The sequence below is a fragment of the Stenotrophomonas terrae genome, from assembly GCF_039674165.1.
GTDB classification, from domain to species: domain Bacteria; phylum Pseudomonadota; class Gammaproteobacteria; order Xanthomonadales; family Xanthomonadaceae; genus Stenotrophomonas; species Stenotrophomonas terrae_A.
Genome location: NZ_JBDJMY010000062.1, coordinates 1 through 20,103, shown reverse-complemented (window position 1 = coordinate 20,103; position 20,103 = coordinate 1). Strand labels below are relative to the sequence as shown.

Sequence of the window (20,103 nt, the reverse complement as noted above, 5' to 3'; positions counted from 1 at the left end):
CGTCTGGACAGTGCATGAAGCCTTTGCCGAGCATGGCTCGGCACTACACAGCCCCGCTTCTGTAGCGCCGAGCCATGCTCGGCTGGGGTGTTACCGGCAACGTATGGGTTTGTGCATGAAACCTCTGCCGAGCATGGCTCGGCACTACAAAAATGGGCTCACCGGCATTTGCCGGTGAGCCCACTCGACTGCCATCGGCGCGCGGGGGAGAGAACCGCGCCGGGGTGGATCAGCCGAAAACCTTGAAACGGGCTTCGTCTTCCATGAAGGTCTTTTCGCCCAGCGCCGCTTCGTTGGAGCCGAACGGCATCTGCGCACGCAGCTGCCAGTTGCCATTCACGCCCCAGTGCTTGCGCACCATTTCGTCGACCAGCGGGTTGTAGTGCTGCAGGCTGGCGCCTACGCCGGCATCGGCCAGCGCGGTCCATACCGCGAACTGGGCCATGCCGTTGGACTGCTCGGCCCACACCGGGAAATTGTCGGCATACAGGGCGAACTGCTCCTGCAGGCCCTTCACCACGTCGGTATCAACGAAGTACAGCACCGTGCCGGCGCCGGCAGCAAAGCTGTTGAGCTTGGCCTCGGTGGCGGCAAAGCCCTCGGCCGGTACGATCTTGCGCAGTTCTTCCTTGGTCAGCTCCCAGAACTTCTGGCTGTGGTCGCCGAACAGGATCAGCGCGCGCGAGGACTGGGCGTTGAAGGCCGACGGCGCTTCCCGCATGGCCTGCTTGATCAGGCTGCTGGTGTCGTCCTGGCTGATCGGCAGCTGCTTGCCCAGGGCGTACTGGGATCGGCGTTTCTTGTACAGGGAGATGACTTGGCTGTTCATGGGCGTTCCTGAAGAGAAAGCAGACCGGCAACAGCGCCGGGCTTTGCTTGATGGCGCCCATTGTATTTGCCACCAAATTTAGAACAATTACTTATATTTCAATAAATCGTTTCAATTTCGGAACAAATGTGCGCCGAGCGGCTCCAAGGCGAGGCATCTCCGGGCAGGTCCAATCCAGACTCGCGCCGAACCCTTATTCCAAAGCGGTCAATTTCCATGAGCAATCGTGATCAGCAACCGCTGCCCGCAAACCCGCAGCGCAGCGACATTGGCTGCGGCACCGCAATACTGGGTTCCGTTACGCATGCGCCGCAGTAACACCGCCTGGCGATACTTGTGCGATCACTGCACAGCATCGTTTTATGACCCTCAACGACTTCCCCTACCTGCATGGCTTCTCCGCGACCGAACAGACCCGGTTGCGCAAACAGGCGCGCCTGTTCGAGCCGGCGATCTTCCACGACATCGATTTCCGCAATGCCCGCCATATCCTTGAGGTGGGCAGTGGCGTCGGCGCGCAGACCGAAATCCTGCTGCGTCGCTTCCCCGACCTTCGGGTCACCGGCATCGATCTGAACGAACGTCAGCTCGCCGCCGCCAACGCGCATCTGGCGGAAATGCCATGGCTGCGCGAGCGCGTCGAGTTCCAGCGCGCCAATGCCACCGACCTGCCGTTCGAGCCGCGCAGTTTCGACGGCGCCTTCCTGTGCTGGGTGCTGGAGCACGTGCCCTCGCCCGCCCGCGCCCTGGCCGAAGTGCGGCGGGTGTTGAGCCCGGGGTCGCCGGTGTTCGTCACCGAGGTGATGAATGCATCCTTCCTGCTGGATCCCTACTCGCCCAACCTGTGGCGCTACTGGATGGCCTTCAATGATTTCCAGATCGACAGCGGCGGCGACCCGTTTGTAGGCGCCAAGCTCGGCAATCTGCTGCTGGCCGGCGGCTTCCGTGATGTGCAGACGCAGACCAAGACCGTGCACCTGGACAACCGCGAGCCGGCGCGACGCAAGGTGATGTTCGCGCTATGGGAAGAACTGCTGCTGTCGGCGGCCGAGCAGCTGCTGGAGGCCGGCAAGGTTGACCAGGCCACGGTGGAAGGCATGCGCAGCGAGTTCACCCAGGTGCAGAACGACCCAAATGCGGTGTTCTTCTATTCCTTCGTGCAGGCCCGCGCCACGGTCTACTGAGTACTGGCGGCGCCGGTGGTCGCCGGCGCCTGCCAGATGCGCTGCCACATCTGCGCCAAGCGTTGCTTGAGCACATCGCGGTTGCCGTCCTGCCGGTACGCGGGCAGGACCTGGCGCGGCGCCATCGCCTGCCATTGGCCGTCATGTTCGCGGGCGACGGCGAAATTGAAGTTGTAGTCCGGCTCCAGCCCCATCCGCAGATCGCTCAGGACCAGTTCGCCGTCCACTACCTGCGCGCGCATGAAACCTTGATTGAACCAGTTCAACCGCTGCACCGCCGGCACACCGCCGGCCTGGCGCAAGGCCTGCACGTTCGACGGATAGCCCTGGAACTGCATCGGCCCGTGATCGGCCCATAGCGAACGATCACCGACCACATAGCCCTGCGGGGTCATCGCCACCACCCGCCACAACAAGGTATTGAACGGCATCGGCACCGAGAAGCGCGGCGCATCGGCCAGCCCCATATGCGCCAACGACTGTGCGGCGACGCGGTCGACCTGCGCCTTGGCAATCAACGACCAACCCAGATAACCCGTGCTCAACACCAACCCAGCCACCAGCGCGCGTTGCGCCAATGGCCGGGCGCGGGCGAACCAGGCAATTGCGCAGGCAAGCAGCAGCCAGATCGTATACAGCGGATCGATGATGAAGACGCTGGACCACATCGTCGGTGGCGGCGTCAGCGGCCACCACAACTGCGTGCCGTAAACGGTGAAGGCATCCAGCAACGGATGCGTGACCAAGGCCAGCACCATTGCCCACCACCAGCGCGCGGGCGCCTGTGCCACCCGGCCATGCCCGAAGCGCTTGTACAGCCACCAGATCAGCGTGCCCAGCAAGGGCAGCACGAATAGCGAATGGCTGAAACTGCGATGCACCGTCATCAGGCTCACCGGGTTGTCGGTGAAGGCCATGATCAGCAGCCCGTCCAGATCCGGCAGGGTCGCCAGCGCTGCGCCGGCAAGCAGGGCCGCACGGCGATGGGCGGCGGGCGTGATGGCGGCGGCAATGGCGCCACCGAGAACAATCTGACTGAGGGAATCCATGCGCCGATGCTAGCAGCCGGCGCCAGCTTCAGTGCTGCCGCTTGCCGCCCAGCCGCCACAGCATCAGGCCGCTGTAAAGCACCGCCAGCAACAACAGATTGAGCAGCTCGCCGCCAACTTCCGGCACGCGCGCGCCCAACTGCTGGGTGCGGACGATGGCATTGATTCCCGCGGTGGTGGGCAACAACTTGGCCAGTGCCACCAAGGCCGGCGGCGACGCCAAGGCCGGCCAGGACAGGTTGGACAGGAAAAACAGCGGGATCGAAACCGCCGTAATGTACTGGAAGGCACGCTCACGGGTATCGAAGAAGCTGGCGATGAACATCCCGAACGGCACCGTCGCCAGCGCGAACAAAAGCACGGCCAGCAGCAGGCCGGGGATGTTGCCGCCACGCGGGTAATCCTGCGCCCAGGCGGTGAACCCGACGTAGTAAAGCAGCCCGCCCACCGCCACCACCCCGAATGCCACGGCCATGCCCGACAGGGTTGGCAGGTCGAAGTGCAGGCGCCGGCCCAACTGCGCACGACGACTGCCCAATAGAACGCCGATGCCGAGCAGCAGGGTCTGGTGCACGATCAGTTCCGATACGCCCGGCACCACGCTGCTGCCATAGCCTTCGCGGGTGTTGTATAGCGGCCGCTGCACAAGCTGCAGCGGCGGTGCCTGTGGCGCACCCATGAACGCGGCCTGGCGCCGCGCCTGCTCGCCGCCAAAAGCCGTGATGCCCTCGGCAAGACCATTGAGGATGGCGCTGGCCCGGCTCAGGTAGGCGCCGTTGCCCAGCAATACCAGTTGGCCGCTGCCGCCGCGCAGGATGTCGCGCTCCAGCCGCCGCGGGATCAGCACGATGCCGTCCACCTCGCCAGCCAGCAGTTGCTGCCGGGCCTGGGCCAGATCGGTTGGCTGGCTGACCACGCGCACCGCATGCAGCGCATCCACATGCCGGATCAGCTCGCGGCTGGTCGCACTGTGGTCGGCATCCACCACTGCGATCGGCAGGTCACTGGCAACCTGGTGACGGTACGCCGCCGGGTAAAAGAACGAATACAGCAGCACCGCACCTATCATCACCGTGCGCGCTGCCGGGTCGGCGAACATCGCCTGCAGGGTGAGCCGGAAGCTGGCAATGAAGCCGCTCACGCACGCACCTGCGGTTGCCGCGCCATCCGCAGCAGCAGGGCCGCACCAAGGCCGCCCACCAGCAGGCTCATCAACAGCAGGATCGCCAGCGGGCGCAGCGACAGCTGCCACGGCGCGCCCATGAACATCTGCTGCATCTGCACCTGCACATAGGCGGTGAGTGGCAGCAGTGTGTTCCAGACACGGGTGAACAACGGCGCTTCGATCACCGGAAAGGTCGCGCCGGAAAACGCCAGCGCGGTGCCGATGGTAAGACCTACCGCCGACAGCCCGCTGCAGGTGTCACGGGTCACCGCGATGAACAGCAGCGCGAAACTGCAGCTGGCCAGATAGAACAGCGGTTGCGCCAGCAGTATCAGCCACAGGCTGCCGGCCACGCCATCGCCGCGCACATAGGCCAGATACATCACCCCCAGCACGCCGTACAGCGAGAACAGCGCGACATAGGGAAAAAGTTTGCCGGCCATCGCCGCCCACGGCCGCTGCTGCAGCCAGTTGCCCAGCAAGCCATCGCGCTGCTCGCGACCAAATGCAGCACCGGCGGCGAGCGCCGCCAGCAACGACAGCATCGCGGGCAGAATCAACGGCAGCAGGAACAACTCGTAGCTGCGCGCCGGGTTGTACAACACGGTGGCCTGCACCGTCACCGGTGCGCCGCGCAGCTTTGCCGGGCCAACCTGCAGGCCTATCTGTCCTTTGAGCAGCTGCGCGTTGTAGGCGCTCACCGCATCGGCGATATCACGCCCGGCCGATTGCCCGGTGGCCATGTAGGTGGCGTTGTAGAACGCATACAGCGGCGCCGGTTCGGCACGCAGCGCATGCCGGCTGAGGTCGCGCGGCATCAGCACGATGGCGAACACATCCAGCGCGCGCAGCTGCGCCTGCGCCTGTTGCAGCGAGGCCGGCTCGGTCGCCACCCGTACACCCGGGCTGTCATCAAGCGCGCGCGCCAGGCCGCGACTGATCGGGCTGCGGTCCAGGTCAACCACGGCGATCGGCACCTGCCGCAGCACCGAGCCGGAGAACAACCACATCATCAGCGCCATCAACAGCAGCGGCAGCACCGTCACCAACGCCAGCTCCCAGCGGTCGCTGCGCCAGTGCCGCAGCTCACGCCGCAATGAGGCGGTGAAGGCCTTGCCCGGTGTCAGTCCTGCGGCCATGCAAACAGCACGCTCATGCCCGGCCGGAATCCCTCGATCGGCTGCTGCGGCCGCGCCCGCACCTCGAAGCTGCGCACGTCGTAGCCGGACGACTGGCGGGTGCTGCGCCAGGTGGCGTAATCACCGGCCGGGCTGATGAAGTAGACCTCGAACGTGGCACTGCGCCCCTGCAGCGCCGGTATCGAGCCCTGCAGGCGAGCGCCGGGCTTGAGCCCGTTCATCTGGTCCTCGCGCAGGTTCAGCGCCACCCACATGTGGTCGATGTCGACCAGGGTGAACACCGGGTAGCCGGCCGGCACCAGTTCGCCGATGTCGGCCATGCGCTTGCCCACCTCGCCCGCCAACGGTGCGCGGCCTTCGGTTTCCTGGCGGGCGGCATCCACCTCGGCCTTGGCGCCTTCAGCCTGGCGTACCTGCGCCTGCGCCGCCTCCTTGTCCTCCACCCGCGCACCCGCCAGTGCCTGGTCGTACTGCGCCCGCGCCGCCCGCGCCAACTCGTTGGAACTGCGGGCCTGGGCCTGGGCCTCATCGCGCTTCTGCCGGCTCACCACACCCTCGGCATACAGATTATCGAGCCGCCGGAAGGTGCTGGTGGCCAGCTCCGCGCCGGCCAACGCACGCTTCCAGTTGGCTTCGGCCGCACGGATGTCTTCGCTGCGCGCGCCGTCCTCGGCCTTGGCCGCCATCGCCTTGGCCGCCGCCACCACCGCATCGGCCTGGCGCTCCTTGGCGGCCACTTCGGGGCTGTCCAGTTCAAACAACACCTGCCCGGCGCTCACCCGGTCACCTTCGCGTACATGCAGCTGGCGCAGGCGCGCGGTGACCTTGGCGGCGACATTGACGTTGTCGGCATCGGCCATGCCCTGCACCTGGTCCTGCGGGCTGCGCAGCCCCAACCACAGGCCGAGCCCCACCAGTGCCAGCAACACCACGCCGGCAATCAGAAACACGCGGCGCTGCCGCGGGCTGGTTTCCACCTGCAGCGAATCGCTCATTCCAGCACCTTGTCCGCGCGTTGGCGGTAGTCGTCAAAATCCTGCAGCTGCCCACTCACTTCCAGCAGCTGTGCCAGCGCCACATCGAACTGATAGGCGGCCTGCGCCCGTTCCACCTGCGCAGCCCCCAATGCCAGGCGTGCGTCGATCACATCCAGCGAGGTGGACTGGCCTTCGCGGAAAGACAATTCCTGCAGGCGCTGGTTTTCCTCGGCGTGGGCGATGCTGCTGTCCAACAGCCGGAACTGTGCACGTGCGGTCTCCAGTTCGTTCCAGGCCTTGCCCACGCCCAGCTGCAACTGGTTTTCCACTTCATCCAGGCCCGACTGCGCCTGCTCCAGCTGCGCCCGCGCCGCGCTGACCTGCAACGGCCGCGCCGTGGGCGACAGGAAGGTGTAACGCAGGCCGATGCCAAACGCCCAGTCGGCATCGCTCAGCAGCGCATCACGGCGGCGCAGGTCGTACTGGCCGAACAGGTAGATCTGCGGTTTGAGTTTGGCCTGCTGCGCTCGCACGCCCTGCTCGGCCTGCGCGGTCAGCGCGCGCAGCCGACCGATCTGCGGATGCCGCTGCTGGGCACTGCGCTCGAACGCCTCGCGTGCACCGACCGGGCCGCTGATCACGAACAGCGGCGAGCTGGTGGCAACCGTGCCACCGCTGCGCAGCAACGTAGCCAGCGCCTGCTGCAGAGTGGACAGATCGTTGACCGCCTTCTGGTATTCGCGCTCGGCCTTGTCCCGGGCCACGTTGGCCTGCAAGCGCTGCGCCTTGGTGGCGAAGCCCTCGCGCTCAAGCTTTTGTGCATCCTCAAGGTGCCGCTGCAGGCCATCACGCACGTCGCGCCGCACCTGCAATGCCTGCTCGGCCAGCTGCTGGCCGAAGTAGGCCTGCACCAGCTGCAGCGACAACGACTGCCGTTGTACTTCGCGCTCGGCCTGGGCCAGCTCGGTGGCGGCCTCCGCAGCCCCTTGCGCGGCGGGTATCAAGCCACCGCTGTACAAAGGCACGCTGGCAGTGACGATGGGGCGGGTGCGCCAGTCACGCTCGCCGAATTCCAACGGTGACTCGATGCCGAAGGCCTCGGCAACCGGTGCCAATGACCCCAGCGGCAGGCTCAGGGTTTTCTGGAACTGCATGCGGCGAACGTCGGCGGTGATTTCCGGCAGCCGCAGATAGCGGCTGGCATCCTGCAGGTCCTGCTTGTTGCGCACCCCCGCATCGGCTGCGGCCAGCGCATCGGATACCTCTTCCAGACGCTGCCGCGCCTGCTCGTAGCTCAGCGCCGGCACGGCCTCGGCGGCCGCTGCCAGCGGCACCAGCAGCATCCACAACCCTATCGCTACCGATGTTGGCTGCTTGCCTGCCACCCCGATACTCCCTGCTCGTCGGCTGGACCCAGCATAGCCGCCCAACGGGTGAGGAAGAAGTCAGTCGGCAGATCAGGCGGCCTGTGCCAGCCGCACGGCGCCTGGCAAACAAGCCAGGCTGCGGCCTGAATGATCGAGCAGGCGCAGGCTGCCATCCGGGTCTTCAGCCAGCGCGGTCAGGCTTTCCACCCAGTCACCGTCGTTGGCGTAGATCAGGCCATCGCGCTCGATCAGCGCGGCGCGGTGGATATGGCCGCAGACGATGCCATCGAGGCCGCGCCGGCGCACGTCAGCCAGGCCCGCCTGTACGAAGCGCTCGATATAGCGCTCGGCCGCCCCACTGCGCCGCTTGAGGAATTCCGACAACGACCAGTAGCGCAGACCAAGCCTGCGCCGGGCGGCATTGAGCAGGCGGTTGCCGCCAAGGATGCGGTAATACAGCCAATCGCCGAAGCGCTCCTGCAGCCCGCCGAAATGCGTGGCGGCGTCGTAGTCATCGCCATGCACCACCAGCAGGCGGCGGCCATCGGCGGTGGTGTGGATGGCGCGGCGGCGCACCTGCATGGCCGGCAGCATCAAGCCACAGGTGCGACGCAGCGGTGCATCGTGGTTGCCGGGGATGTAGATGATCTCGGTGCCGGCACGACGCAAGGCCTGCAGCGCTTCGATCACCTCGTTATGTGCCTGCCGCCAGGTCGCACGTTTGTGCGCAAGCCACCACAGGTCGACGATATCGCCCACCAGATACAGCCGCTCGCAGCGCAGGCCGCCCAGGAAGCGTGCGAGCTCGGCCGCATGGCAATGGCGCGCGCCAAGATGCGTGTCGGAGATGAACACCGCGCGCCGATGCGGCGGCAGCACCGGCACCGCGCTCATGCCAGTGCTCCGGCATCACGCAGATAGCGTTTGCGCTTGTGCGGGCGGATGGCCTGCAGGTCCACTTCGATCAACCCGTCGATGGAATCGCTGAAATCCGGATCCACCCCGAATGCAAGGAAACGCGCGCCGCCGGGTTCGCACAGGTCGGTGTACTGCCGGTACAGCGTCGGCACGCTGGTGCCCAGCGTTGCCAGATTGGCCTTGAGCACATCGAATGCGGCCGCTGCATCCAAGGCACCGAAACTCGGTGGCGCGGCGAAGTACTGGAACGGCCGGTTCGACTCCGCCAGGCTGCGGCTGGCGCCGTAATACTGCTGGTAATACGCCACCAGCTGTTCGCGCGCGGCGCGTGGCAGCGCGGCACTGATCGACACCGCGCCGAACAGATAACGGATGCCCGGTTGGCTGGCAAGGTACGCACCAATGCCCTGCCACAGATAATCCAAGCTGCGGCTGCCCCAATAGTCGGGCACCACGAAACTGCGGCCCAGCTCCATGCCTTCGGCGATGCGCGGGATGGCATCGTCCGAGTAGCGGAACAAGCCGGCGGTATACAGGCCCTGCAGGCCGCTGCGCGCCAGCGCCGGGGCACCGCGCATGACCCGATAGGCACCGGCAATGCGCTGGGCCGGCGCGTCCCAAACCACGATGTGCTGGTAGAGCGGGTCGAAGTCATCCAGATCGCGGCTACGGCCGGTGCCCTCGCCCACCTGGCGGAAGGTCAGCTCGCGCAGCCGGCCCAGTTCCAGCAGCAAGGGCGAGTTGGCGGTGCATTGGGCCAGCCGGATCTGCTTGCCGTCGCCGGTCTGGCCGAGCAGTTCCGTCGCCTCAATGGCGGCGGCGACCTGGGCGGCAGCAACCGGTTCGGCCAAAGGCTGCGGGCTGCTCTCCTGCAGCTCGGCGCCCTGCTGCTCCTTACCCAGCGCATACAGCGCATCACGCACCGCTTGCAGCTGCCGTGCCGGGTCCTGTTGCGCATCCAGCCGCATCAGCTGGCCGATCTGCAGGCGCAGTGGTCGCTTGCGGCGAGCGAACATTTCCCGCGCCAGCAAGGCGGTCCCGGCCGGCTTGAACAGCGCCGAGGCGCCATAGAACAGGGCCGAATTGCGCGCCTGCACACGCACCGGCAGCACCGGTGCCGCACAGGCGCGGGCAAAGCGGACAAAGCCGCGGTTCCAGCGGCCATCGCGGATGCCCTGCAACGACAGCCGCGAGACCTCACCGGCAGGGAACACGATCACGCACTGCTCGGCCTGCAGCGCCTGCTCCACCGCCTGCAGGCTGGCCCGCTGGGCACGGCCGCCGAGGATGCGCACCGGCAGCAGCAACTCGCGCAGCGGTTCCAGCTCCAGCAGCATGTCGTTGGCGATGATCCGCACATCGCAGCGCACCTTGCCCACCGCATCCAGCAGGGCCAGCGCATCCAAGGCCCCGGAGGGGTGGTTGGCGACTATCAACAGGCGGCCGCTGGCCGGCACCCGCGCCAAGGCCGCAGCATCGACCGTGTAGTCGGCATCCAGGAAGCCGAGCGCGGCGCTGACAAAGGCGAAGCCTTGCAGCCCGGCACTGCGCTGCAGGAAGGCGTCCAACTGGTCAAAACGTGACCAGCGTCCCACTGTGTGCAATAGCGGCCGGGCCAGATGGCGGCGCGGGCCGTGGAACCAATCGGGGTAGCGTTGCTGCAGGCGCTGCGCGATCTGTTGCATGGCAAGGTCTCCCTGACGGCCCATTGGCCGGGAGCCTGCGCCTGTTACAAGGCAGCTCGATTGCGGTTTTGCGGCAATCCGGTGACCCCGCCTTAACCGGATGGCAACAAATGCATCGGCACTATTCCGTTGCGGTGCCGAGCGTGTATCATCCGCACCCATCTTTCCATCCGAATCAAGGGATATATAGCCCGATGTCCAGCTACCTGTTCACCTCCGAATCGGTCTCCGAAGGCCATCCGGACAAGATTGCCGACCAGATCTCCGATGCGGTGCTGGACGCGATCCTGACCCAGGACAAACGCGCCCGCGTGGCCTGCGAAACCCTGGTCAAGACCGGTGCGGCAATTGTCGCCGGCGAAGTGACCACCTCGGCGTGGGTCGATATCGAAGAACTGACCCGCAACGTCATCAACGAGATCGGCTACAACAACTCCGATGTCGGCTTCGACGGCCACACCTGCGCCATCATCAACATGCTGGGCAAGCAGTCGCCTGATATTGCTGCCGGCGTTGACGGCACCAACAAGAAGGCCAAGAAGCCGGAAGAGCAAGGCGCTGGCGACCAGGGCCTGATGTTCGGCTATGCCTGCAATGAAGCCCCGGAATTCATGCCGGCGCCGATCTACTACTCGCACCGTCTGGTCGAGCAGCAGGCCAAGGTCCGCAAGAAGAAGAACTCGCCGTTGCCGTGGCTGCGCCCGGACGCCAAGAGCCAGGTGACCCTGCGTTACGGCCAGGACGGCAAGATCGAAGGTCTTGATGCCGTGGTGCTGTCGACCCAGCACGACCCGGGCGTGAAGCAGAAGGACCTGGTCGAGGCCGTGCGCGAGCACATCCTCAAGCCGGTGCTGCCGAAGGCGTGGCTGGACAAGCTGGCCAAGAACAAGGTGCACATCAACCCGACCGGCATCTTCGTGATCGGCGGCCCGGTGGGCGATTGCGGCCTGACCGGTCGCAAGATCATCGTCGATACCTACGGCGGCATGGCCCGTCACGGTGGCGGTGCGTTCTCGGGCAAGGACCCGTCCAAGGTTGACCGTTCGGCCGCGTACGCTGCCCGTTATGTCGCCAAGAACGTGGTTGCCGCTGGCCTGGCCGACAAGTGCGAAGTGCAGGTCTCCTACGCCATCGGCGTGGCCGAGCCGACCTCGATCTCGGTCACCACCTTCGGCACCGGCAAGATTGCGGACGCACAGATCGAGAAGCTGATCCGCGCCCACTTCGACCTGCGTCCGTACGGCATCATCAAGATGCTGGACCTGATCCACCCGATGTACCAGCAGACCGCTGCCTACGGCCACTTCGGCCGCAAGCCGAAGGACTTCTCGTACGTCGACGGCGACGGCAAGACCCAGAACGCAACTGCGTTCTCCTGGGAAAACACCGACCGTGCCGAAGCCCTGCGCAAGGCTGCAAAGCTGAAGTAAGTTCAGCGGCAGGTGAAGTACTACCCGGACGGGCCGCGCAAGCGGCCCGTCCGCATTTGTAGCTTCGCCCTTGCCAAGCGACCGCCCGTCCGCACACGATGGCGCCGCATACACAGGGAGCGTTGGCATGTTTTCGGCATTTATCGGCAATCTTTTCAAGGACAAGCCCGACCAGGATCGGTTTGCCCGCAAGTTCATGGACGCCGTGCGCGGCAATGGCTATCCGGACGAATTGGAGTACGAGGCCGATAGCTTCCGCATCCGCCACGCCAATGGCTCCTACTTCAACCTGCACAACGCCTATCACGCCTACCTGGGCGCGCCACGCGGGCAACAACGCAAGACATTGCAATCCTTCAGCCGTTTGCTGGGCATCCACGACAACGATGAGGCGATGAGCTGGGAGCAGGTCCGGCCATTGCTGCGCCCCTTGGTCCGCAGCATCACCCAGCTCGAGGAGTTGATGCTGCACCATGCCGAGCAGGAGGGCTGGGACGCTTCGCCGTTGCAACTGCAGTACCGGCGCCTCAGCGAGGAGTGCGTGGAACTGCTGGCTGTCGACCATCCCGACCACACCGCCACACTCACCCGGGGTCCGGAGGAGGCATGGGGCATCGACTTCGAGCAGGCCTTGGCCGTCGCCCGCGCCAATCTGCGGCAAAGCCCTGATACGCCCTTCGTCGAAGTCATGCCCGGTGTCTACCAGGCGGCGTGGGCAGACGCATACGACAGCAGCCGTGCCCTGCTGCCGGACCTGCTGCACCGGGTGCCGGTCGCCGGGCTACCGGTGTTCATGCTGGCCAGCCGCGACGTATTGCTGGTTGCCGGCGAAGGCGACCTGCAAGGTCAGGCCCATATGCTTGAACTGGCTGCCAATGCATTCAACGACGGCCGTGTCATTTCATGGGAAGTGCTGCGCTACGACGAAGGGCGGCTGCATGCACATGCACTGGCTACTGCGGAATTGCGTGAGCGCCAACGGCAACTGCGGCTGGAGTTGGATGCCAACGCCTATGCACAGCAGATGCAGTCGCTGGACCGTGTGCATGAGAAGCATGCGGAGGATGTATTCGTCGCCAACTTCATGCTCCATACCGAAGAGCAGCGCTCGCTATGCGCCTGGACGGAGGGAGTCGTCAGTTCACTGCCCCGCACCGACCGCATCGTGCTGGTGACGCCGGGCGACGGCCAGGAGGCCGACATGCTGGTTGTGGATTGGGAGCAGGCACAGCCGGTTCTTGGCCACCTGTTGCAGGAGGACAGCCGGCATATTCACCCTCCTCGCTACCTCACGCTTGGTTTCCCCGATGCACAGATGCGCGCGCAGTTGCAGGCGCTCTGATTCCTCGCTCAGATCCATCTCCTTGCAGCCATAGCGTTTGACCAAAGCCTGGTGCCTGCGAAGGCGGTGACTTTTATTGGATTTGGATTTGACGTTGGCTTTGACGTTGGCTTTGACGTTGACGTTGGCTTTGACGTTGACGTTGGCTGTGGCTGTGGCTGTGGCTGTGGCTGTGGCTTTGGCTGTGGCTGTGGCTGCAGCTTTGGCTCTGCCGTTGATTTAGCCCTTCTCCCGCCTGCGGGAGAAGGGTTGGGATGAGGGCAGCTTTGGCTTTGGCTTTGGCTGTGGCTGTGGCTGTGGCTTTAGCTTTGGCTGTGGCTGCAGCTTTGGCTCTGCCGTTGATTTAGCCCTTCTCCCGCCTGCGGGAGAAGGGTTGGGATGAGGGCAGCTTTGGCTTTGGCTTTGGCTTTGGGCCTGGATCTGGCTTCAGCAAAAGCAAAGGCTAGAAAATCCAAAACCCCCTCATCCGCCCTTCGGGCACCTTCTCCCGCAAGCGGGAGAAGGGACAGCCAAGCCACAGCCACAGCCACAGCCACAGCCAAAGCCAAAGCCAAAGCCACAGCCACAGCCAAAGCCAAAGCCAAAGCCAGAGCCAGAGCCAAAGCCAGAGCCAGAGCCAGAGCCAGAGCCAAAGCCAGAGCCAGAGCCAAAACTACGGCTATAGCTACGGCTATAGCTACGGCTACAGCTACGGCTACGGCTACGGCTACGGCGAAAGCTACGGCGAAGGCTACGGCGAAGGCGAAGGCGAAGGCGAAGGCGAAGGCGAAGGTTCAAGCAGCATCTCCGGCAAGACCACTGTTACCGCCTTCTGCCATCCACTCTGCCCGCCCTCACCAGCAATGCACTACCATCGGCCCATGGGGAAAAATGACCGTAGACCAATTGCCGCCCGTTCCACCGGCTGGGCCCAACGCCTGAGCGCCGCGCTGGCACGTTCTTCCATCACACCCAATCAGATCTCGGTGCTCAGCGTGTTCTTCGCCGCCATCGCTGCGGTAGGACTGCTGGCAGCCCCGAATCTGCTCGGCCTGCTGACCAGCGCGATCTGCATCCAGCTGCGCCTGATCTGCAACCTGCTCGACGGCATGGTCGCTATGGAAGGCGGCAAGCAAACGCCTACCGGCGCGCTCTACAACGAATACCCCGACCGCATCGCCGACTCGCTGCTGATCGTCGCGCTCGGCTATGCCGCCGGCATGCCCTGGCTGGGTTGGTTGGGCGCGCTGCTGGCAGCACTCACCGCCTATGTCCGCCTGTCCGGCGCCAGCCTCGGCCTGGCCCAGGACTTCCGTGGGCCGATGGCCAAACAGCACCGCATGTTCGTGCTCACCGCAGCCTGTGTGCTGGCCATCATCGAACAGCTGGTCGGCAATACCGCCTACGTCCTGCCCGCTGCGGCCATCATCATCGCCGCCGGCTCGCTGCTGACCTGCATTACCCGCACCCGCGCCATCGCCGCGCAACTCAAGGCAAGCACCTGATGCTTTCAAGCCTGCTGGTCGCCGCCGTCAAGGTTTTCATTGGTGCCTACCCGCGTTGGGTTGGCAGCCGCCCCAACGACACCCAGCGCATCTATTTCGCCAACCATTCCAGTCATCTGGATACCGTGGCGCTGTGGTCGGCACTGCCACCGGCACTGCGCGAGCACACCCGCCCGGTCGCGGCGCGCGACTATTGGAGCAAGGGCGTGCGCAAGCTCATCGCCGACAAGGGTTTCAATGCGGTGTTGATCGAGCGCGATCGCAGCAAGTGCGAAGGTGATCCGCTGCAGCCGCTGCATGACGCGCTGAATGCCGGTGATTCGCTGATCCTGTTCCCGGAAGGCACCCGCAACCAGGAGCCGCTGCCGCTGCCGTTCAAGGCCGGCCTGTTCCATCTGGCCCAACACTTCCCGCATGTGGAGCTGGTGCCGGTATACCTGGACAACGCGCGGCGCGCGCTGCCCAAGGGCAGCATGGTGCCGGTGCCGCTGGTGTGCACGGCACGCTTCGGCGCGCCTTTGGCCCGCATTCCCGATGAGGACAAGGCGCAGTTCCTTGAACGCGCCCGCAACGCCGTGGTGGAGCTGGCATGAACAACGTATTCCTACAGCTGCCGCTGGGCAGTTTCCTGCAGCAGGCCATCGACCGCGCCCCGCCCAGCTTCTGGTGGATGATCGGCGGTGTATTCGGCGTACTGATCTTCGCCAGCTCGATCGGCTTCATCCTCGGCCGGATCAAACCCGGCTCGGTGGTCGACAACCTCAACGCGCGCATCCGTGCGTGGTGGGTGATGGCCGCCGTGCTGCTGTTCTGCTTTGTGCTCGGCAAGATCGCCACGCTGGTGTTCTTCGGACTGCTGTCGTTCTTCGCCCTGCGTGAGTTCATTTCGCTGACGCCGACGCGGCGCGGCGATCACCTTGCGCTGTGCCTGTGCTTTTACATCGCCATCCCGCTGCAGTACTGGCTGATCGGTATCGACTGGTATGGCCTGTTCGTCATGTGCATCCCGGTATACGGCTTCCTCGCACTGCCGGCGATATCGGCATTGTCGGGCGACACCGAGAACTTCCTGGAGCGCAACACCAAGATCCAGTGGGGCGTGATGCTCACCGTGTTCTGCCTCAGCCACGCACCGGCATTGATGCTGCTGCGCATCCCCGGCTACGAAGGCCAGAACCTGATGCTGCTGTTCTACCTGCTGCTGGTGGTACAGCTCAGCGACGTGCTGCAGTACGTGTTCGGCAAGCTGTTCGGCAAGCATCTGCTGGCCCCGCTGGTCAGCCCGTCCAAGACCGTTGAAGGGCTGGTCGGCGGCGGCTTGGCGGCAACCGGCGTCGGCGCCGCACTGTACTGGATCACGCCGTTCTCGCCGCTGCAGTCCGCGTACTTGTCGCTGCTGATCGTGATCTGCGGTTTCCTCGGCGGGCTGGCGCTGTCGGCGGTCAAGCGCAGCCTGGGCGCCAAGGACTGGGGCGAGATGATCGAAGGCCACGGCGGCATCCTCGACCGTCTGGATTCGGTGGTGTTCTCCGCGCCTGTGTTCTTCCACGTGGTGCGCTACAACTTCCAGTAAGCCCGCGTAGGTTCGGCCATACAGATGTCGGATCCCCGTAGTGCCGAGCCATGCTCGGCAGAGGCTCTACCAGCAAGGCCCCAGCCGAGCATGGCTCGGCTCTACGCGGCGGCGCGGGTGTGCCTACCGCCTGCACGCCGGCTGGAGTAGCCTGCTGTTCCCGCCGTGGCAGTAAGCCCCATGAACGAACATAAAGCCCACCAGCTGTCGATGACCGTGTTGATGTCGCCGGAAATGGCCAATTTTTCCGGCAAGGTCCACGGCGGGGCGATCCTGCGCCTGCTCGACCAGGTTGCCTATGCCTGTGCCAGCCGCTACGCCGGCAACTACGTGGTGACCTTGTCGGTGGACCAGGTGACGTTCCGCCAGCCCATCGCGGTCGGCGAACTGGTCACTTTCCTGGCCTCGGTCAACTACACCGGCAACTCCTCGATGGAGGTCGGTATCAAGGTCGTGACCGAAGATATCCGCAAGAACGCAGTGCGCCATGCCAACAGCTGCTTCTTCACCATGGTGGCAGTGGATGACGATGGCCGGCCGACGCCGGTGCCGCCGCTGGTGCCGACGAACAGCGACGAGAAGCGCCGCTTTGCTGCCGCACAGATCCGCCGCCAGCTACGCCAGGAGATGGAACAGCGGCATCTTGAGCTGCTCAAGAACAACCCGTCAGGCGAGGCGGATCTGTCGGTGCCCGCGCTGTAGATCCTGTGGGAGCGGCGTAAGCCGCGAAGCTGCCAGTGCATCGGACCACCTGTAGTGCCGAGCCATGCTCGGCAGGCGCTTTACCAGTGCATACCCCTTGCCGAGCATGGCTCGGCACTACGGTTCTGGATTGCTGGTGATGCCCCTTGCCGAGCATGGCTCGGCACTACGGTTCGGATTGCTGGTGAGGCCCTTGCCGAGCATGGCTCGGCACTACAGCTCGGATTGCTGGTGGAGCCCCTTGCCGAACATGGCTCGGCACTACAGTTTGGATTGCTGGTGAGGCCCCTTGCCGAGCATGGCTCGGCACTGCAGAGCTGGCTCAGCCGGTGTTCTGTACGCCTTGCGATACGCCGTTCACGCAGGCTACGAGGGCTCTCAGCAGGCCTTCGTCCTGGCGATCACTTGCCCGCCAGCGTTGCAGAAGATCTACCTGCAGGATGCTGATCGGGTCGATGTAGGGGTTGCGCAGGCGGATGGACAGGGCCAGCCGCGGGTCCTGCTCCAGCAACTCCTGCTGGCCGCTCAAACGCTTCACCCAATGCGCGGTCAGCGCCAGTTCTTCGCGGATCAACGGGAAGAACTGTTCGTGCAGCGGACCGGCCAGCTTGGAGAATTGCTCGGCGATGTGGATATCGCCCTTGCTGAGCACCATCGACATATCGTCGAGGAAGGTTTCGAAGAACGGCCAGTCGTGCGCCATCTCGCGCAGCGTCTGCTCATGCCCGGCATCGGCGGCAGCCTGCAGGCCACTGCCCACGCCGAACCAGCCCGGAATCACCGCGCGCGCCTGGCTCCATGCAAACACCCACGGAATCGCACGCAGATTGGTCAGCGCCGCATCCTGGCCCAGACGCCGCGATGGGCGTGAACCCAGCGTCATGCGCTCGATCACATCGATCGGCGTGGCCTGGCGGAAGTAGTTCATGAACTGCGCATCGCCGACAAACGCCCGATAGGCGGCCGAACTCTGCTCGGACACCAGCGCCATCACCGGCTTCCATTGCTCCTCGCGCGGCTCGCTGGCACGAGGGCGCAGGCTGGCGCGCAACACCGCACCGGCAGACTGCTCCAGCGAGCGCAGTGCCAGCGCACGGATGCCGTACTTGCGGTGGATCACCTCGCCCTGCTCGGTAACGCGCAGCCGGCCGCCGATGCTGCCGCGCGGCGATGCGTTGACCGCATGCGTGGTCCTGGTGCCACCGCGGCTGATCGAGCCACCACGGCCGTGGAAGAAAGTCAGCTTGACGCCATACTCGGCGGCAGCGTCCAGCAGTTCGACCTGTGCGTGCTGCAAGCCCCAACGCGAGGCGGCGATGCCGCCGTCCTTGCCGCTGTCCGAATAGCCCAGCATCACCATCTGCACGTTGTCGCGGGCGGCCAAGTGCGCGCGATAGACCGGGTCGGCCAGCAGGTCGTGCAGCGTTGCGGTGCCGCGCTGCAGATCGTCGACGGTTTCGAACAGCGGTGCGATATCCAGCGGCACGGCGTTGTCGGCATCCAGCAGCCCACCGCGTCGTGCCAAGGCCAGCACGGCCAATACATCGCCGCGATCATGCGCCATTGAAATGATGTAGCTGCCCAGCGCATCGGCACCGTGACGCCGACGTGCATCCGCCAGTGCCGCGAACACCTTGTCCAGACGCTGGCCGGCCTCATCCTCGCCTTGCGCCAGCACTTCGGTGCCCGCCGCGTACGGCGACAGCAGCTGTGCGCGCGCAGCATCGTCAAGCGCGTCGAATGCCTCCTGCCCGCCCAGCACTTCGGCCAGCGCGCGTGAGTGCACGCTGGATTCCTGCCGCACATCCAAGCGCGCCAGGTGGAAGCCGAAGGTGCGCACGCGCCACAACAGGCGGCGTACCGAGAACCAACCGGCATGCTTGCCCTTGTTGGCCTCAAGGCTGTCCAGAATGAGCTGGATGTCGGCGATGAACTCTTCCGGCGACTCGTACGCACCGGCTGCATCTTCAAGCGTGGCCTGCAGGCGCGCGCGCATGCGGTCATTGAGCAGGCGATACGGCATGTCGGCATGACGCGGGCGCGACTTCACCTGTGGCAGCAGCTGCTGGTATTCCTGCAAGCGCTCCTGCACCGCGTCGCTGACACCGACCAGTTCGGTCGATTGGCTGAGCAGGCTGGCCAGCGCAACCATGTCTTTCAGGTACAGGCCGAGCACGGCGCTGCGTTGCGCATTCAAGGTATTGGTGATGGTGCCGGCGTCGACATTGGGATTGCCATCCATGTCGCCGCCCACCCAGGTACCGAAGCGCAGCAGGCGCGGCAATGGCAAGGTTCGCCCCCAGGTATCGCGCAGGGCCTGTTCCAGCGATTCGTAGAACACCGGGATCACCCGGTACAGCACGCGGGTGAGATAGAAGCCAACGTGCTCTCGCTCGTCGTCCACGGTGGGACGCACCGGCGAGGAGTCTGCAGTCTGCCAGGAGGCGGTCAGCGCCATGCGGAAACGCGCCGCATCGGCGGCCTGTTCACCGGGTGTGCGCTGGCCGTCGAGGTTGTCGACCAGGGCGGCGACCATCAACTGTTCTTTTTCCAGCAGGGCACGGCGCACGGCTTCGGTGGGGTGCGCGGTGAACACCGGTTCGATATCGATCTGCGGCAGCCACTGCGCCAGTTCTTCCGGGGTCACGCCCTGCGCCTTGAGCGCAAGCAGCGCGTCATGCAGACCGTCGGGCTGCGGACGCTTGGTGCCGGCACGCTGGTAGTCACGACGGCGGCGGATGCGGTGCACGCGTTCGGCGATATTGACCACCTGGAAATAGGTGCTGAAGGCGCGTACCAACGCTTCGGCATCCCGCGGCGAACGGCCGGCCAACTGCGTGCTCAGCGGCGCCAATGGCGCCTGGCTTTCGCGGCGGGCGATGGCGGCGGTGCGCACGTCTTCCACCTCATCGAGGAAGCCGGGCGATACCTGTTCGGAAATCAGATCACCGACCAGCGCGCCAAGGCGGCGCACATCGTCGCGCAAGGGCAGATCGGGGGTGGCGAAGACAACGCTGCTGCGGTACTCGTTCATCTAAGACGTAGAGCCTGAAGAGCGGAAACCCGTCAAGCCTACCGCAAAAATCAGCACAATTTTGCGGTGCACCAAACCTGAAACAGTTGCATTTGAATGTTGTCTGGCGGCTGTCCTTTTGGACAGAAAGGCATGTTGGAACAGTCATTTCATGGACCTGTAGTGCCGGGAGGCGGGGGGGGGGGGGGCAATGAAGCGAGAACAATAAGCAAAGAAGAGGAGAGA

At 65.0% G+C, this 20,103-nt stretch carries 16 protein-coding genes; 7 read left to right on the top strand and 9 right to left on the bottom strand.

The features are described 5' to 3' along the window. Positions 1-229: 229 nt before the first annotated feature. Positions 230-829: a nitroreductase family protein gene (locus ABE493_RS18140; RefSeq protein WP_346500555.1), complete on the bottom strand. Its 600-nt coding sequence runs from the start codon at positions 827-829 to the stop codon at positions 230-232. Positions 830-1,191: 362 nt separating this feature from the next. Here ABE493_RS18140 and ABE493_RS18135 point away from each other — a divergent pair, with 362 nt between their 5' ends. Continuing rightward, the gene (locus tag ABE493_RS18135; RefSeq protein ID WP_057630735.1) at positions 1,192-2,013 is read left to right on the top strand and encodes a methyltransferase domain-containing protein; all 822 of its coding nucleotides are present in this window, start codon (positions 1,192-1,194) and stop codon (positions 2,011-2,013) included. Here the strand turns inward: ABE493_RS18135 and ABE493_RS18130 are convergent. The 7 genes from ABE493_RS18130 to ABE493_RS18100 form a co-directional block, all read right to left on the bottom strand. Continuing rightward, positions 2,007-3,062 (bottom strand): metal-dependent hydrolase, encoded by a 1,056-nt coding sequence (locus ABE493_RS18130; RefSeq protein ID WP_346500552.1) that lies wholly within the window; start codon positions 3,060-3,062, stop codon positions 2,007-2,009. The genes ABE493_RS18135 and ABE493_RS18130 overlap by 7 nt on opposite strands. 28 nt (positions 3,063-3,090) lie before the next feature. Beyond that, entirely contained in the window at positions 3,091-4,203 is a 1,113-nt protein-coding gene (locus ABE493_RS18125; protein ID WP_430980814.1) for an ABC transporter permease, read from the bottom strand. Further along, positions 4,200-5,366, bottom strand: coding sequence for an ABC transporter permease (locus ABE493_RS18120; RefSeq protein ID WP_346500550.1), 1,167 nt, complete (start codon positions 5,364-5,366; stop codon positions 4,200-4,202). The genes ABE493_RS18125 and ABE493_RS18120 overlap by 4 nt, the downstream gene beginning before the upstream one ends. After that, positions 5,351-6,361, bottom strand: coding sequence for an HlyD family secretion protein (locus tag ABE493_RS18115; RefSeq protein WP_346500548.1), 1,011 nt, complete (start codon positions 6,359-6,361; stop codon positions 5,351-5,353). Before ABE493_RS18115 ends, ABE493_RS18120 begins: the two co-directional genes overlap by 16 nt. Continuing rightward, positions 6,358-7,686, bottom strand: a complete 1,329-nt coding sequence (locus tag ABE493_RS18110; RefSeq protein ID WP_346500559.1) for a TolC family protein — start codon at positions 7,684-7,686, stop codon at positions 6,358-6,360. The genes ABE493_RS18115 and ABE493_RS18110 overlap by 4 nt, the downstream gene beginning before the upstream one ends. A 114-nt stretch (positions 7,687-7,800) precedes the next feature. Further along, the gene (locus ABE493_RS18105; protein WP_346500546.1) at positions 7,801-8,604 is read right to left on the bottom strand and encodes a UDP-2,3-diacylglucosamine diphosphatase; all 804 of its coding nucleotides are present in this window, start codon (positions 8,602-8,604) and stop codon (positions 7,801-7,803) included. Continuing rightward, complete coding sequence (locus ABE493_RS18100) at positions 8,601-10,313, bottom strand: lysophospholipid acyltransferase family protein (RefSeq protein WP_346500544.1); 1,713 nt, start codon at positions 10,311-10,313, stop codon at positions 8,601-8,603. The genes ABE493_RS18105 and ABE493_RS18100 overlap by 4 nt, the downstream gene beginning before the upstream one ends. A gap of 194 nt (positions 10,314-10,507) precedes the next feature. On the opposite strand from ABE493_RS18100, the gene metK reads away from it, so the two are divergent. From metK to ABE493_RS18070, 6 genes are all read left to right on the top strand, one after another. Further along, entirely contained in the window at positions 10,508-11,743 is a 1,236-nt protein-coding gene (gene metK / locus ABE493_RS18095; protein WP_346500542.1) for a methionine adenosyltransferase, read from the top strand. Between the two features lie 127 nt (positions 11,744-11,870). Then, positions 11,871-13,085: a hypothetical protein gene (locus tag ABE493_RS18090; protein ID WP_346500540.1), complete on the top strand. Its 1,215-nt coding sequence runs from the start codon at positions 11,871-11,873 to the stop codon at positions 13,083-13,085. 860 nt (positions 13,086-13,945) lie between these two features. Further along, a complete protein-coding gene (locus ABE493_RS18085) occupies positions 13,946-14,569 on the top strand; it encodes a CDP-alcohol phosphatidyltransferase family protein (protein WP_346500538.1) in 624 nt (207 codons plus the stop codon). Further along, positions 14,569-15,162 carry a lysophospholipid acyltransferase family protein gene (locus ABE493_RS18080; RefSeq protein WP_211263679.1) on the top strand — a complete coding sequence of 198 codons (594 nt, stop codon included), beginning with the start codon at positions 14,569-14,571 and terminating at the stop codon, positions 15,160-15,162. The genes ABE493_RS18085 and ABE493_RS18080 overlap by 1 nt, the downstream gene beginning before the upstream one ends. 77 nt (positions 15,163-15,239) lie before the next feature. After that, a complete protein-coding gene (locus tag ABE493_RS18075; RefSeq protein ID WP_346500557.1) occupies positions 15,240-16,142 on the top strand; it encodes a phosphatidate cytidylyltransferase in 903 nt (300 codons plus the stop codon). Between the two features lie 180 nt (positions 16,143-16,322). Then, positions 16,323-16,844 carry an acyl-CoA thioesterase gene (locus ABE493_RS18070; RefSeq protein WP_346500535.1) on the top strand — a complete coding sequence of 174 codons (522 nt, stop codon included), beginning with the start codon at positions 16,323-16,325 and terminating at the stop codon, positions 16,842-16,844. A 322-nt stretch (positions 16,845-17,166) separates the two neighbouring features. Here the strand turns inward: ABE493_RS18070 and ppc are convergent, their stop codons facing one another. Beyond that, the gene (ppc, locus tag ABE493_RS18065; RefSeq protein ID WP_346500533.1) at positions 17,167-19,878 is read right to left on the bottom strand and encodes a phosphoenolpyruvate carboxylase; all 2,712 of its coding nucleotides are present in this window, start codon (positions 19,876-19,878) and stop codon (positions 17,167-17,169) included. Positions 19,879-20,103 lie beyond the last annotated feature (225 nt).